This window comes from Gordonia iterans (assembly GCF_002993285.1).
Classification (GTDB): domain Bacteria; phylum Actinomycetota; class Actinomycetes; order Mycobacteriales; family Mycobacteriaceae; genus Gordonia; species Gordonia iterans.
This window is the reverse complement of sequence record NZ_CP027433.1, coordinates 2,504,667-2,519,176: the sequence shown is the minus strand read 5'-3', so window position 1 is coordinate 2,519,176 and position 14,510 is coordinate 2,504,667. Positions and strand designations below refer to the sequence as shown.

12 protein-coding genes are annotated in these 14,510 nt (G+C 69.4%); 9 read left to right on the top strand and 3 right to left on the bottom strand.

The window, feature by feature from the left end:
- Positions 1–87 precede the first annotated feature (87 nt).
- On the top strand, positions 88–1,446 hold the full coding sequence (locus C6V83_RS11565; protein WP_105942520.1) for an anaerobic C4-dicarboxylate transporter family protein: 1,359 nt from the start codon (positions 88–90) through the stop codon (positions 1,444–1,446).
- A 76-nt stretch (positions 1,447–1,522) separates the two neighbouring features.
- The gene (locus C6V83_RS11560) at positions 1,523–2,734 is read left to right on the top strand and encodes an amidohydrolase (RefSeq protein WP_105942519.1); all 1,212 of its coding nucleotides are present in this window, start codon (positions 1,523–1,525) and stop codon (positions 2,732–2,734) included.
- 13 nt (positions 2,735–2,747) lie between these two features.
- On the opposite strand, the gene C6V83_RS11555 is transcribed toward C6V83_RS11560, so the two are convergent.
- Positions 2,748–3,884, bottom strand: a complete 1,137-nt coding sequence (locus C6V83_RS11555; RefSeq protein ID WP_407646160.1) for a quinone-dependent dihydroorotate dehydrogenase — start codon at positions 3,882–3,884, stop codon at positions 2,748–2,750.
- 17 nt (positions 3,885–3,901) lie between these two features.
- On the bottom strand, positions 3,902–4,942 hold the full coding sequence (locus tag C6V83_RS11550; protein WP_105942518.1) for a YncE family protein: 1,041 nt from the start codon (positions 4,940–4,942) through the stop codon (positions 3,902–3,904).
- Between the two features lie 146 nt (positions 4,943–5,088).
- Between C6V83_RS11550 and C6V83_RS11545 the strand changes: the two genes are divergently transcribed.
- From C6V83_RS11545 to C6V83_RS11520, 6 genes are all read left to right on the top strand, one after another.
- Positions 5,089–5,925 carry an undecaprenyl-diphosphate phosphatase gene (locus C6V83_RS11545; protein ID WP_105942517.1) on the top strand — a complete coding sequence of 279 codons (837 nt, stop codon included), beginning with the start codon at positions 5,089–5,091 and terminating at the stop codon, positions 5,923–5,925.
- A gap of 51 nt (positions 5,926–5,976) precedes the next feature.
- On the top strand, positions 5,977–6,666 hold the full coding sequence (locus tag C6V83_RS11540; RefSeq protein WP_105942516.1) for an MSMEG_4193 family putative phosphomutase: 690 nt from the start codon (positions 5,977–5,979) through the stop codon (positions 6,664–6,666).
- Between the two features lie 79 nt (positions 6,667–6,745).
- Positions 6,746–7,444, top strand: coding sequence for a DUF3090 domain-containing protein (locus tag C6V83_RS11535; RefSeq protein ID WP_105942515.1), 699 nt, complete (start codon positions 6,746–6,748; stop codon positions 7,442–7,444).
- Complete coding sequence (locus C6V83_RS11530; protein ID WP_105942514.1) at positions 7,441–8,268, top strand: SCO1664 family protein; 828 nt, start codon at positions 7,441–7,443, stop codon at positions 8,266–8,268. Before C6V83_RS11535 ends, C6V83_RS11530 begins: the two co-directional genes overlap by 4 nt.
- Positions 8,269–8,297: 29 nt before the next feature.
- Positions 8,298–9,542: a cysteine--1-D-myo-inosityl 2-amino-2-deoxy-alpha-D-glucopyranoside ligase gene (gene mshC, locus C6V83_RS11525; protein ID WP_105942513.1), complete on the top strand. Its 1,245-nt coding sequence runs from the start codon at positions 8,298–8,300 to the stop codon at positions 9,540–9,542.
- Between the two features lie 44 nt (positions 9,543–9,586).
- On the top strand, positions 9,587–9,916 hold the full coding sequence (locus C6V83_RS11520; RefSeq protein WP_105942512.1) for a hypothetical protein: 330 nt from the start codon (positions 9,587–9,589) through the stop codon (positions 9,914–9,916).
- A gap of 8 nt (positions 9,917–9,924) precedes the next feature.
- Here C6V83_RS11520 and C6V83_RS11515 read toward each other — a convergent pair whose 3' ends face one another.
- Positions 9,925–10,788 (bottom strand): PAC2 family protein, encoded by an 864-nt coding sequence (locus tag C6V83_RS11515; RefSeq protein WP_105942511.1) that lies wholly within the window; start codon positions 10,786–10,788, stop codon positions 9,925–9,927.
- Positions 10,789–10,839: 51 nt separating this feature from the next.
- On the opposite strand from C6V83_RS11515, the gene metH reads away from it, so the two are divergent.
- Complete coding sequence (gene metH / locus C6V83_RS11510) at positions 10,840–14,424, top strand: methionine synthase (protein ID WP_105943892.1); 3,585 nt, start codon at positions 10,840–10,842, stop codon at positions 14,422–14,424.
- Positions 14,425–14,510 lie beyond the last annotated feature (86 nt).

Below are 14,510 nucleotides of genomic sequence, written 5' to 3'. Positions count from 1 at the left end.
GCCCCGGCGAGTCTCCAGCGCCGTCATGCGACCGCGGGTTGAGTAACGCATCGTCACAGTGTTCTCGTCTGAGGAGTTGATCGGCCCATGGAAGTCGTGCGTACCATCGTCGAGATCCTGCTATTCCTGATACCGCTGGCGATCGCGGCCAAGTACGGCCCGCTGGCGCTGATCGGCGCCTCCGGCGTGTCGGTCTTCATCATGGTCGAGGTATTGCGGCTGCAGCCCGGATCGCCGCCGGTCACCGCGATTTTCATCATCCTCGCGGTGATCGTGGCCTCGGCGGCGATGAGCGCCGCCGGCGGCATGGAGTTCCTGGTGCGCATCGCGGGCCAGGCGATGAGCAAGCACCCGAAGGCGATCCCCGTGGTGGGGCCGCTGATCGTGTGGCTGTTCACCGTGATGTCCGGCACCGGCAACATCACCTTCGCCCTGATCCCGATCATGTATCGCGTCTCGTACTCGGCGAAGATCCGGCCGGAACGGATTCTGGCTACCGCCAACGCGGTCTGCCAGTTGGCGCTGATGTCGAGCCCGGTGGCGGCGATCACCTACGTGTTCCTGAACATCGCCGAGGCCGGTGGCCAACCGACGACGCTCGCCAAGCTGTTGTCGGTGACGGTGCCGGCCTCGCTGATCGCCACCGTGCTGACCTCGATCGTCATGTCGCGGTACGGCAAAGACCTCGACAACGATCCCGAGTACCAGCGTCGCCTGGCTGCCGGCGAGGTGGAGCCGCCGGCCCCGCTGGTCGACGACGACCTGCCGCCGTTGCGCGAGCGCGCCTCCTGGAGCGCGTATATCTTCCTGGTCGCGGTGGTGATCGGAGTGGTCCTCGGCTTCTTCGAGAGCCTCCGCCCCACGTACGCCAAGTCGTTGGCCGACGGTTCCGTGGTGGAGGCCCACGTCTCGATGAGCTTCATGATCCCGATCGTGATGTTCGCCGCGGCGGGCGTGATCATGGTGCTCTGCCGGGTCAAGACCCCGCAGGTGATGGGGGAGTCGATCATCGGGACCGGCATGATCGCGGCATTGCTTCTGCTCGCGGTGCCCGTGCTGGCCGGCACGATCATCAACGACCACACCGAAGAGATCAAGAGCTTCGTGGAGAGTTCGATCGGGGTCTCGGTGGCGCTGTTCGCGGTGCTCCTGTTCCTGCTGGCCGCCCTGATCCAGAGTCAGGTCGCCTCGATCACCATTCTGATGCCGATCTCGATGGCGGCCGGGCTCGGCGTCGGGCCGATGGCCGGCATGCTCGGCGCCGCAGGCGGCAACAATCTGCTGGCTTCCATGGGCGGTCTCGGCCAGGCCTGCATCATGACCGACAAGACCGGCTCCACCAAGCAGGGGTCCATCCTGGTCAACAGCTCGTTCGTTCCGCCCATGTTGATCTCTTCGGTGCTAGCCGTGCTCGTGGGCCTCGGCATGCAGTACCTCGTCTTCTGACCCACACCGTCTTCTGACCCACACCGTCTTCTGACCCACACCGCCTCCTGACCCACGCTCTTCGAAAGGACCTGCCATGCCCGATCTGAAAGACCTCTACATCGACCTGCATGCTCACCCGGAGCTGTCCGGGCAGGAGGAGCGGACCTCGGGCATCGTCGCCGCGGCGCTGCGGGAGAGCGGTTACGAGGTGATTGAGCACATCGGCGGATACGGTGTGGTCGGCATCCTCCGCAACGGCGAAGGACCCACCGTCTGGCTGCGGGCCGACATGGACGCTCTTCCGGTCAAGGAGGCCACCGGCCTGGACTACGCCAGTGACGTGGTGGTCGAGGGCGCCGACGGAGTTCCCACGCCGGTGATGCACGCGTGCGGGCACGACATGCACGTCACCGCGCTCGTCGGCGCCACAGCGACACTGGCCGGGTCCACCGACGAATGGAAGGGCACCGTGGTCGCGGTGTTCCAGCCGGCCGAGGAGAATCTCTCGGGTGCGCGGGCCATGATCGACGACGGACTCCTGGACAAGGCCCCGCACCCGGATGTGGTGCTGGGTCAGCATGTGGCACCCGGTCCGGCCGGCATGGTGTTCTATCACCCGGGCGCCACCCTCGCCGCCAGCGATGCGCTGGAGATCAAGCTCTTCGGCCGGGGCGGGCACGGCTCGCGTCCGGAGACCACGGTCGACACGGTGGTGCTCGCGGCCGCGGTGATCACACGCCTGCAGACCATCGTGTCGCGGGAGGTCGCGGCGGGCGACGAGGCCGTGGTGACCGTAGGCCGCGTGGAGGTCGGGACCAAGAACAACATCATTCCGGGCGAGGGCGTCCTGGAAATGTCGGTGCGCACGTACACCCCCGAGGTCCGCGAGAAGGTGCTCGCCGCGATCAAGCGCATCGTCGACGGTGAGGCGGCCGCCGCCGGCGCGGACCGGATGCCGGAGATCCGCACCGTCTACAACTCGCCGCCGACCGTCAACGACGACGCCGCGACCACCCGGGTGATCGATGCGTTCGAGACGGCCTTCCCCGGCCGCGTGCTCCCGGTTCCGGCAGGCACCGGCTCGGAGGACTTCGGCATCCTCGGGTCCGCAGCGGGCGCGCCCTCGGTGTACTGGTTCCTGGGCGGCGCCGACCCGAAGCTGTTCGCACCGCCCGCGGACCTGATGACGGTGCTCGGCCAGATCCCGTCGAACCATTCGCCCGAGTACGCTCCAGTGATCGAACCGACGACGACGATGGGCGTGGCTGCTCTGGTCACCGCCGCCCGGGCGTGGCTGTCCGCCTGAGTTCTCGCGACGCTCAGGCGGGCGCCGAGCCGACCGCCTCGGCGAGGCTCCCGAAGCCGCCGGCCCGAAGGCGGGCGGCGATGCCGTCGTTCAGTTCTTGCAGCCATACCGGGCCGCCGTAGATGAAGCCGGTGTACACCTGCAGCAGGCTCGCGCCTGCGCGGATCCGCTCCCAGGCGTCGTCGACCGTCTCGATGCCGCCGACGCTCACCAGCGTCACCCGGCCCCCGACCCGCGCGTGCAGGCGGCGCAGCACCTCGAGTGAGCGTGCCTTGACCGGACGGCCGGAAAGTCCGCCGGGCCCGCACTCCTCGACCTCGGCCGGAGGGGTGCGCAGGCCCGAGCGGCTGATCGTGGTGTTGGTGGCGACGATGCCGGCGAGCCCGAGTTCGACGGCCAGGTCGGCCACCGCATCGACGTCCTCGTCGGACAGGTCCGGCGCGATCTTCACCAGCACCGGAACCCCGGCGACTTCCTGCACAGCGGCGAGAATCGGCCGGAGCGACTCGACGGCCTGCAGATCGCGCAGACCCGGCGTGTTCGGGGAGCTGACGTTTACGACCACGAAGTCGGCCAGCGGCCCCAGCAGACGCGCGCTGAGCCGATAGTCGGCGATCGCTTCGTCCACGGGCACGACCTTGGTCTTGCCGATGTTCGCGCCGATCGGGACGCGGCGGGGGCCGGGCCGCGGTTCGGCGAGCTTCAGCGCCGCCGCCTCGGCGCCCGGATTGTTGAAGCCCATCCGGTTGATCAGGGCGCGATCGGCGGGCAACCGGAAGAGGCGGGGCTGCGGGTTCCCCGGTTGCGCACGCCCGGTGATGGTGCCGATCTCGGCGTAACCGAAACCCAGCTGGCCCCAGACGTTGACCGCCTCGGCGGACTTGTCGAACCCGGCGGCCAGCCCGATCGGTGCGGGGAAGTCGACCCCGAACGCCCGGGAACGGAGGATGTCATCGCGTGGCGCCAGGACCGCGGCGACCAGTGCGTGGACCCCGGGGGTCTTCCCGGCGAACCGCAGCAGTCCGGCGATGATGCGATGGATCCGCTCCGGCGGCACCAGGAACATCAGTTTCAGCAACGGCGGATAGAGGAACCGGTTGAGCACCTGCAGGATGCGGCCGGTCGGGCGCGGGGCGGGGGGAGCTGTCATCTCGGGTCTCCTGGTGGTCAGCGGGTGCCGGCGTCTTCCGGGGTGACGGCCTGCAGGCCGTCACCGCGCGCGGAGACGAGGTAGAGGATGCGGCTCGTCGGGTCGACGGCCATCGAGGACACCTGGCCGACCGTGGTGATCCTGGCCCGCAATCGCGGTTCTCCGCTCGACAGGTCGTAAGCCAGCGCCTGATTGTCGCCGGTGGTCGAGACCCAGACGAGGTCCTTGATCGGGTCGTAGGCGAGCGCGTACGGGCTGTGCGCCACCGGGAAGCGGAACCGCATGATGATCGGCTGTCCGAAGAACCCGAGGATCTCGTCGTCGCGGGTGTTCGACGCGACGACCCGCCCGTACTCGTCGACGACGGCGTCGGCCACCCCGTTGCCTGCGCGCAGTGCGGCCTTCAACTCGCCGGTGTCGACGTCGACCGGGGTGATGCTCGACTGCGCGCGGTCGATCACGGTGACCTGACCCGGCACCTCCGCGCTCTCCGGCGCCACCAGGATCTGATCCACCCGGACGAAGGAGTGGATGTCGCGCTGCAGGGTGCCGTCGGGGTCGAGCACCAGGAGGCGGCCGTGCGCGGTGCCGACCAGGTAGCGGCCGTCGTTCGCGACCGCCACGCTGATCGGGTCGTTCAGGCCGACGGCCACGTGCCTGGCGGGTCCGTCGACGGCCACCAGATCGAGCCCGGCCGGGGAGACGGCGAGGAAGCCGCCGCCGTGGGCGACCACCGCGGTGGGGCCGCGGTCGGCGAGCTCGGTGCGCGGGTCCTGCGCGCCCGGTGTGCGCAGGTGCAGGCCCTCGCGGTCGAGCACCGCGACGGTTTCGCCGGCCACAGCGACCGTGGCCGGCCCAGGGGCGACGGCCATCGGCACCAGGCCGCCGGTCAGCTGCCCGGACTGCGGTGGAGACGCCGCCGGGGTGGCCGGCTCGACGGTGGCGACGTCCCCCGGGCCGTCGTCCGTCGTCACTGCGTCGTCGTTGCCGCACGCGGCCGAAGTGAGGGCGATCACGGCGGCGGCCGCCGCCGCGGTGAGTCGGGTTCGCACACGCATGCTTCCATCTTGTCCGATCTCGACTTCGCTCGATCAGCGGGGCTGGCGCTCGATCAGCGGGGCCGGCGACCGATCGGCGGGGCCGGCGACCGATCGGCGGGCCGGTGAGGCCGACTGTCGTCGGTCGGCCGGTACAGTGGGCGCTCGTGACCGACATGACCTGGGCCCAGTCCATCGTCCTCGGAGCAGTCCAAGGGCTGACCGAGTTCCTGCCGATCTCGTCGTCCGCGCACATGCGGATCGTGTCGGAGCTGTGGTTCGGCAGCGACGCCGGGGCGTCGTTCACCGCGGTGACGCAACTCGGTACCGAACTGGCCGTCCTGGTGTTCTTCGCCAGGGACATCGGCCGCATTCTGGCCGCTTGGTTCCGCGGCCTCGTCGACAAGGACGACCGCGGGCTCGACTACAAGATGGGCTGGTATGTGATCCTGGCGACCATCCCCATCGTGGTGCTGGGTTTCCTGTTCACCGACCAGATCCGCACGGCCGGACGCAACCTCTATCTGATCTCGATCATGCTGATCCTGTTCTCCTTCGTCTTCGTGGCGGCCGAACACTGGGCGACGCAGAAGCGCGGGATGGACAAACTGACCCTGCGCGATGCGATCGTGATGGGCTTCGCGCAGTGTCTGGCCCTGATTCCCGGAGTCTCGCGCTCGGGTGCGACGGCCAGCGCGGGCCTGTTCCTCGGACTGAACCGGCAGGCCGCCTTCCGGTTCTCGTTCCTGATCGCCATCCCCGCGGTGCTCGGCTCGGGCCTGTACAGCCTCAAGGACGCGTTCGAGCCGTCGGCGGGCGTTCAGGCCTCCGGCGGCCAGATCCTGCTCGCCACGGTGATCGCCTTCGTCCTGGGCTACGCGTCGATCGCCTGGCTGCTCAAGTTCGTCAGCGGACACTCGATGATCTGGTTCGCCGGATACCGGGTGATCCTGGGCAGCGTGATCCTGATCCTGCTCGCGACCGGTGTGGTCGCCGCCAACTGAGCGGCGAAATCACTGCCGAGCGTGCGCGCACGACCCTCTAGGCTGGCAGCCATGACGGTGATCCTGGTCCGGCACGGACGATCCACGGGCAACACCTCGGGCGTGCTGTCTGGGCGGAGCCCGGGTGTGGGCCTCGACGAGCACGGGCTGGCTCAAGCCGCCGAGCTCACCGGGCGGTTGGCCGGCGTGCTCGATCAGCTGACCGCGGTGGTCCGGTCGCCGATGGAGCGATGCGCCGAGACCGTCGCGCCGCTGCTGACGGCGCTGCGGGAACAGCCCGGCCGGGATGTTCCCGAGGTGGTGGACGAAGGTCTGGTCGAAGTCGACTACGGCGACTGGACCGGCCGCAAGCTCGCCGACCTGGTGCGGGAGCCGTTGTGGAAGGTGGTGCAGGAGCAGCCCTCGGCGGCAGTGTTCCCCGGCGGTGAGGGCCTGGCCGACGTGTCCCGGCGAGCGAGCGCCACAGTCCGGGCGCTCGACCGGATCCACGGCGGCGACGACGGCCGGGGCCTCTGGCTGGTGTGCTCGCACGGTGACGTCCTGAAGTCGGTCCTCGCCGACGCTCTCGGCATGCATCTGGACGCGTTCCAGCGGATCGTCGTCGAACCGGCCTCGATCAGCGTGGTGCACTACGGCTCGGCCCGACCGTACGTGCACACGGTGAACAGCAACGGGGTGCTGACGCCGCCGCCGCGGCCGGCGCAGGCTGCGGCGGTCGGCGGTGCGACGGGTACCCCCTGACGCGCGCGAGCGCGGGCTCGCGCGGGTAGCGTGGGGGCTGCGCCACAGCGGCGGTCCGCGACCAGGAGTGAGGTGAACGATGGCACGCAACATTCATGAGTTCCGGGAGCCGGAGCGCTTCGTCGCGGGGACCGTCGGGCAGCCCGGCGACCGCACCTTCTTTCTGCAGGTGACCTCCGGCGCGCAGACGTTGAGTGTGCAGATCGAGAAGCAGCAGGTATTGATCCTCGCCGACCGGCTCGGCTATCTGCTCGACGAGGTCGCCCGCCGGTTCGGCACGGCGGTGCCGCCGGAGCTCAGTGAGGCCGCCGACACCTCTCCACTGGAGATGCCTATCGACGCCGAATTCCACGTCGGCTCGATGGGGCTCGGCTGGGACGCCGAATCGGCCGCCGTCGTCGTCGAACTGCTCGCGGTGACCGACGAGCCGATCGATGAGAGCGTGATCCTCGACGACACCGCGGAGGGGCCCGACACCGTCCGCATCTTCCTGACTGCCGAGGCCGCCCGGGAATTCTCCGCCCGTTCGATGCGCGTAGTCGCCGCGGGGCGCCCGCTGTGCCCGCTGTGCAGTCAGCCCCTCGACGCCGACGGCCACATCTGCGCCCGCAGCAACGGCTACAAGCGTGACACCGAGTTCAGCCGATCACTGGAGTTCGTCGACCCCGAGGTGCTCGGCATGCTCGGTCGTCTGGTCCCGGGCATCGACACGTCGTTCGAGGCCGCCGATCCTGACGACGACCAACCCGACTCCGACGAGTCCGACGAGGACCGGTGACCGCAGTCGGCGCCCCGCGGGACGTCCGGCGCCTGCTCACCGACGGCCGCCTCGCACTGCTCGGACAGATTCCGGCAGCGAGCAATCTGACGCTGGTCTGCCAGGCGGAGCTCGACGACGAGTCGCTGCGCTGCGTCTACAAACCGGTTCGCGGCGAGACGCCGCTGTGGGACTTCCCGGACGGCACGCTCGCCGGGCGCGAGGTGGCCGCACGGCTGGTCGACGCCGCGCTGGGCTGGGACCTGATTCCGGAGACGGTGCTGCGCGCCGAGGGGCCGCCGGAAGCCGAACTGGGTCCGGGAATGCTGCAAGTCTGGATCGACCAGCCGAGCGACTTCGCCGGACCCGACCCGGTGGAGATCTTCGACGCCGGCGCGGTCCCGGCGCATTACGCTCCGATCCTGCGGGCGCACGACGACGACGGCTCCGTCGTGGCGCTGGCCCACGCGAGGGACGATCGGGTGCAGCGGCTAGCCGTCCTCGACGCCGTGCTGAACAACGCCGACCGCAAGGGCGGGCACATCCTTCTCGATCCGGCGGGCCGGCTGTTCGGGATCGACCACGGCCTCACGCTGCACGCCGAACCCAAGCTGCGGACGGTCCTGTGGGGCTGGGCCGGCGAGCCCGTCGACGATCGGCTGTGTGGTGATCTGGAAGCCCTCCACGTGCGTCTCACCGAAGACCATGCGTTCGGAGAAGTGTTGCGCGAGTTGATCTCCGCGGCCGAGGTGGATGCGCTGACGGCGCGGGTAGCGGCGTTCGCCGGGGGCGCGGTGATGCCGAGCCCGCCTTACCAGCGCGCGATCCCGTGGCCGCCCTTCTGAGCTTGCGACGGCCTGGTTAGAGTCGAGTCATGCATTCCTGGCCGTCGCCCGTCCTGCCCGAACTGCCCGGCGCCGGTCCCGCGCTGCGGCTGTACGACACGGCAGACGCTCAAGTGAAGCCGGTCGCGCCGGGGCCGGTCGCGACCATGTACGTCTGCGGCATCACCCCCTACGACGCGACCCACCTCGGCCATGCCGCGACCTACCTTGCCTTCGACACCGTGCACCGGGTCCTGCGCGATCAGGGACACGACGTGCATTACGTGCAGAACATCACCGACGTCGACGATCCGCTCTTCGAACGCGCCGAGCGTGACGGTGTCGACTGGCGCGACCTGGGCACCCGCGAGATCGATCTGTTCCGGGAAGACATGGCGGCGCTGCGGGTGGTGCCCCCGCGGGACTACATCGGGGCCATGGAGTCCGTGGACGAGGTGATCACGGCGGTCTCGGAGCTGCTGGAGAAGGGCGCGGCGTACGTCGTCGACGACGATGAGTTCCCGGACGTCTACTTCCGCGCCGGCGCCACCGGGGTGTTCGGCTACGAGTCGAACTACGACCGCGCGACGATGGAGCGCTTCTTCGCCGAGCGCGGCGGCGACCCGGACCGCCCGGGCAAGGAGGATCCGATCGACGCGCTGCTCTGGCGTGCGGCGCGACCGGGAGAGCCGTCGTGGGAGGCCCCCTTCGGCGCGGGCCGGCCGGGCTGGCACATCGAGTGCTCGGTGATCGCGCTGAACCGACTGGGCACGGCCTTCGACATCCAGGGCGGCGGCAGCGACCTGATCTTTCCGCACCACGAGTACTCGGCGGCGCACGGCGAGGCGCTCGCCGAGCAGCGGCGGTTCGCCCGCCACTACGTGCACACCGGGATGATCGGCCTCGACGGCGAGAAGATGTCCAAGAGCCTGGGCAATCTCGTCCTGGTCTCGCGTCTCCGGTCGTCGGGGGTCGATCCGCGCGCGATCCGGCTGGGTCTGCTGAGCGGTCACTATCGTGCCGACCGGATGTGGACCGACGCGACGCTCGCCGAAGGCGGAGACCGGCTGGCGTGTTGGCGCCGCGCCGTCTCGGCGGAGGCCGGCCCCGATGCCGTTGCGACGATCGCCCGGGTGCGTGCCCACCTCGCCGACGATCTGGACACGCCGAAGGCGCTCGCCGCGGTCGACGGATGGGCGGGCGACGCACTCGACGGGATCGGTCGCGACACGGGTGCACCCGCGGCGATCGCCGATGCCGTCGACGCACTGCTCGGGGTGGACCTGCGGGCATGAGGCGCCGCACCACCGCGGCCCGGCGGGTCGGATAGGCTGCACGCGTGGTTCGGGTGCAAGAGATTCCGGCGGATGCCGCCGACGGAGTGTTCACGATCGTGACGCACACCTCGACCTATCTGATCGATCTCGCGGAGAAGACGCTGCTGCGCGCTCCCGGGGTCGGCCGTGCCGGGGATGTATCGGGAGACGATCACGGCTCGACGTGGGAGGTGAGCGAGCTGCGGCGCGATTCCCAAGACATTCCGCTGCTCGGCGTCCGCGCCTGCCGGGTGGGCGAGCCCGCTCAGTTCTGGGTGAGCGCCGTCGACGACCCCGACGTCCGCACCTGGCGCATCACCACGCCGGTGATCGAGATCGAGCGCATCGGCTGACCCGCGCGCTACTCGCTCCGGCGGCGCAGGTACTTCTCGAACTCGGCGGCCAGGGTGTCGCCGTCGACTTCGGTGAGCGGGGCGTGCGGCGGGGGATCGTCGTCCTCGCGCTGCTCCAGCTCGCGCACGTAGCCGGCCATGTCTTCGTCTTCGGACATCATCTCGGAGATGGTCTCCTCCCACTGGACCGCCTGCTCCGGGAGGACGCCGACGGGGATCGAGAGCCCGGTCACGTCCTCGAGTCGGCGCAGCAGCGCGAGCGTGGCCTTCGGGTTCGGCGGGTGCCCTATGTAGTGCGGCACGGAGGCCCAGAGCGCGACTGCGGGCACCCCGGCCTGGATGAACGCGTCCTGCAGGACCCCGGTGATGCCGGTCGGGCCCTCGTACTGCGCCTTCGACAGGCCGTACCGTTTCGCCGAGTCGGCATCGTGCGCAGCGCCGCTGATCGGCACTGGGCGGGTGTGCGGGGTGTCGGCCAGCAGAGAACCGAGCACGATGGACAGCTCGACGTCGAGGGCCAGCGCCACGTCGACGATCTCCCGGCAGAAGGCCCGCCACCGCAGATTCGGCTCGAGGCCGAGCACCAGAACGAGGTCGTGCGGCGCCGACGGGATCCGGCAGTACGAGATCCCGGTGGACGGCCACTCGAGTCGCCGGGCGACCCCGTCTGACTGGTGAACGACCGGCCGGGACGACTGGTAGTCGTAATACTCGTCCGGATCGATCTCGTAGAGCTCGGCGGCGTCCCAGGTCAGGGACAGATGCTCGATCGCCGCGGACGCGGCGTCGCCCGCGTCGTTCCACCCGCCGAAGGCCGCCAGCAGGATCGGGCGGCGCAGCGTGGGCAGGGCATCGCGCGGTTCTCCGGTCACATCGACCAGCCTACGGACAGGCCGATTCCGGGGCGAACTACCCTGGTGGACATGCCGATCACCCCTCCTGACGCCTCGCAGTACGACACGACCTTCCTCGAGGCGATGTCGCGACGCGTATTGATCGGCGACGGAGCCATGGGAACCATGCTCCAGGCGGCCGACCTGACCGTCGACGGCGACTTCCTGGGTCTCGAGGGCTGCAACGAGATCCTGAACGAGACCCGACCCGACGTGCTGGCCGACATTCACCGAAGCTACTTCGCCGCGGGCGCCGATGCGGTCGAAACGAACACCTTCGGCTGCAACCTCTCGAACCTCGGCGACTACGACATCGCCGACCGGATTCAGGAACTTGCCTACAAGGGCACCGCGATCGCGCGGGGCGTGGCCGACGAACTGGGACCGTCCGCCGACGGCACCGCGCGCTTCGTGCTGGGCTCGATCGGGCCGGGCACCAAGCTCCCCAGTCTCGGGCACACCACGTTCGCGGTGATCCGCGACGCCTACGTCGAATGCGTCCTCGGGATGCTCGAGGGCGGTGCCGACGCCATCCTGATCGAGACCTGCCAGGACCTGCTGCAGCTCAAGGCCGCGGTCGTCGCGGCCCGCCGCGCCATGGAGCAGACCGGTCGGCACCTGCCGATCATCACTCACGTCACGGTGGAAACCACCGGCACCATGCTGGTGGGTTCGGAGATCGGCGCCGCGCTGACGGCGATCGAGCCGCTCGGCGTGGACGTGATCGGCCTCAACTGCGCGACCGGTCCGGCGGAGATGAGCGAGCACCTGCGCTACCTGTCCAAGCACGCGCGGCTGCCGGTCTCGGTGATGCCGAACGCCGGGCTGCCTGTGCTCGGGCCCAACGGTGCGGAGTACCCGCTGACTCCGCCGGAGATGGCCGACGCGCTGTCCGGGTTCGTCGCCGAATTCGGCCTGCAGTTCGTCGGCGGCTGCTGCGGCAGCACGCCCGAGCACATCCGTCAGGTGGCCGAGGCCGTCAGGCGGGTCACCCCGGCCGAGCGCACCCCGGACCACGAGTCGGAGACGTCGTCGCTGTACACCGCGGTGCCCTTCGACCAGGACGCCAGCTTCCTGGTGATCGCCGAGCGCACCAACTCCAACGGTTCCAAGGCGTTCCGGGAGGCGATGATCGCCGAGGACTACCAGACCTGCCTGGAGATCGCCAAGGAGCAGACGCGCGACGGCGCGCACATGCTCGATCTGAACGTCGACTACGTCGGCCGGGACGGGGCCGCCGACATGACGGCACTGGCCGGCCGGCTCGCCACCGCGTCCACACTGCCGATCATGATCGACTCCACCGAGCCGGACGTGATCCGCGCCGGGCTGGAGCATCTGGGCGGACGGTGCGCGGTGAACTCGGTGAACTACGAGGACGGCGACGGACCGGATTCGCGCTTCGTGCGGATAATGGAGCACGTCAGCGAGCACGGTGCGGCCGTGGTCGCTCTGACGATCGACGAGGAAGGGCAGGCACGCACCGCCGATCACAAGGTCGCGATCGCCGAGCGCCTGATCACCGACCTCGTCGGGAACTGGGGGCTGGAGCAGGAGGACATCATCATCGATGCCCTCACGTTCCCGATCTCCACCGGTCAGGAGGAGGTCCGGCGCGACGGCATCGAGACCATCGAGGCGATCCGCCGTCTGCACGAGAAGTATCCGCAGATCCACTTCACCCTGGGCATCTCGAACATCTCGTTCGGCCTGAACCCGGCTGCCCGGCAGGTGCTGAACTCGGTCTTCCTGCACGAGTGCGTGCAGGCCGGATTGGACACGGCGATCGTGCACGCATCCAAGATCCTGCCGATGGCGCGGATCCCGGACGAGCAGCGCGAGGTGGCCCTGGACCTGGTGTACGACCGCCGCCGCGAAGGCTACGACCCGCTGCAGCGCCTGATGGAGCTCTTCGAGGGCGTCTCGGCGGCGTCTGCACGCGAATCGCGCGCGGCCGAACTGGCGGCGATGCCGCTGTTCGAGCGGCTGCAGGCCCGCATCGTCGACGGCGAACGCAACGGTCTGATCGACGATCTCGACGCTGCGCGCGCCGAGGTCCCGCCGCTGGAGATCATCAACGACCACCTGCTGGCCGGCATGAAGACCGTCGGCGAACTCTTCGGATCGGGGCAGATGCAGCTGCCGTTCGTGTTGCAGTCCGCCGAGGTGATGAAGGCGGCCGTGGCGCACCTGGAGCAGTTCATGGAGGCCACCGGCGAGGACGGCAAGGGCAGGATCGTGCTCGCCACGGTCAAGGGCGACGTGCACGACATCGGCAAGAACCTGGTGGACATCATCCTGTCTAACAACGGCTACGACGTCGTCAACATCGGCATCAAACAGCCGATCGCCACCATCCTGTCGGTGGCCGAGGAGCACAACGCCGACGTGATCGGCATGTCCGGCCTGCTGGTGAAGTCGACGGTGGTGATGAAGGAGAACCTCGAGGAGATGAATGCGCGGGGCAAGAGCGAGTTCCCCGTGCTCCTCGGCGGCGCCGCGTTGACCCGGACCTACGTCGAGAGCGACCTCGCCGACATCTACGAGGGCGACGTCCGCTACGCGCGCGACGCGTTCGAAGGACTCTCGCTGATGGACGAGCTGATGGCGCTCAAACGCGGCGAGGGGCCCGACCCGGACAGCGAGGAGGCCAGGGCGGCCGCCGCGAAGGTGGCCGAGCGCAAGGCCCGGCGCGAACGGTCCAAGCGCATCGCCGAGAAGCGGAAGGCGGCCGAGGCCCCTGTCGAGGTGCCCGCGCGCTCGGACGTGGCCGACGACAACGAGACGCCCACCCCGCCGTTCTGGGGGACCCGGATCGTCAAGGGCATCCCGATCGCCGACTATTCGACACTGCTCGACGAGCGGGCGCTGTTCCTGGGCCAGTGGGGCCTGCGCGGCACTCGCGGGGACGGCGGCCCCGACTACGACGAACTGGTCGAGACCGAGGGCCGCCCGCGGCTGCGCTACTGGCTGGACCGGCTCGCGACAGCGGGGATCCTGGCGCACGCCGCCGTCGTGTACGGGTACTTCCCGGCGGTCAGCGAAGGCGACGTGGTCCACGTCCTCACCGAGCCGCGACCCGACGCGCCGGTGCGGTACAGCTTCGAGTTCCCGCGCCAACAGCGGCCGCGGTTCCTCTGCATCGCCGACTTCGTCAAGTCCCGCGAGCGGGCCCTCGCCGAGGGCACGGTCGACGTGCTGCCGTTCCAGCTGGTCACCATGGGGCAGCCGATCGCGGATTTCGCGAACGAGCTGTTCGCGGCGAACTCGTATCGTGACTACCTGGAGGTGCACGGCATCGGCGTGCAGCTCACCGAGGCACTGGCCGAGTACTGGCACCAGCGGGTGCGCAGCGAACTGAAGTTCGTCGGCGGCAGCGCGGCCGACGACGACCCAGACGCCGCTCAGGGCTTCTTCGATCTGGAGTACCGCGGTGCGCGCTACTCGTTCGGCTACGGCGCATGCCCGAACTTGGAGGACCGAGCCAAGATGATCGATCTCCTGGAGCCCGGCCGCATCGGGGTCGAACTGTCCGAAGAGCTGCAACTGCACCCGGAGCAGTCCACGGACGCCTTCGTCCTGCACCATCCCGACGCCAAGTATTTCAACACCTGAGCCCGGATCCGCGCCGTAGCGGCGTCGCAGGCGTGCCGATGGCGGTCCGCAGCAGTCGGGGATGCTTAGATTCAAGACGACTGTGT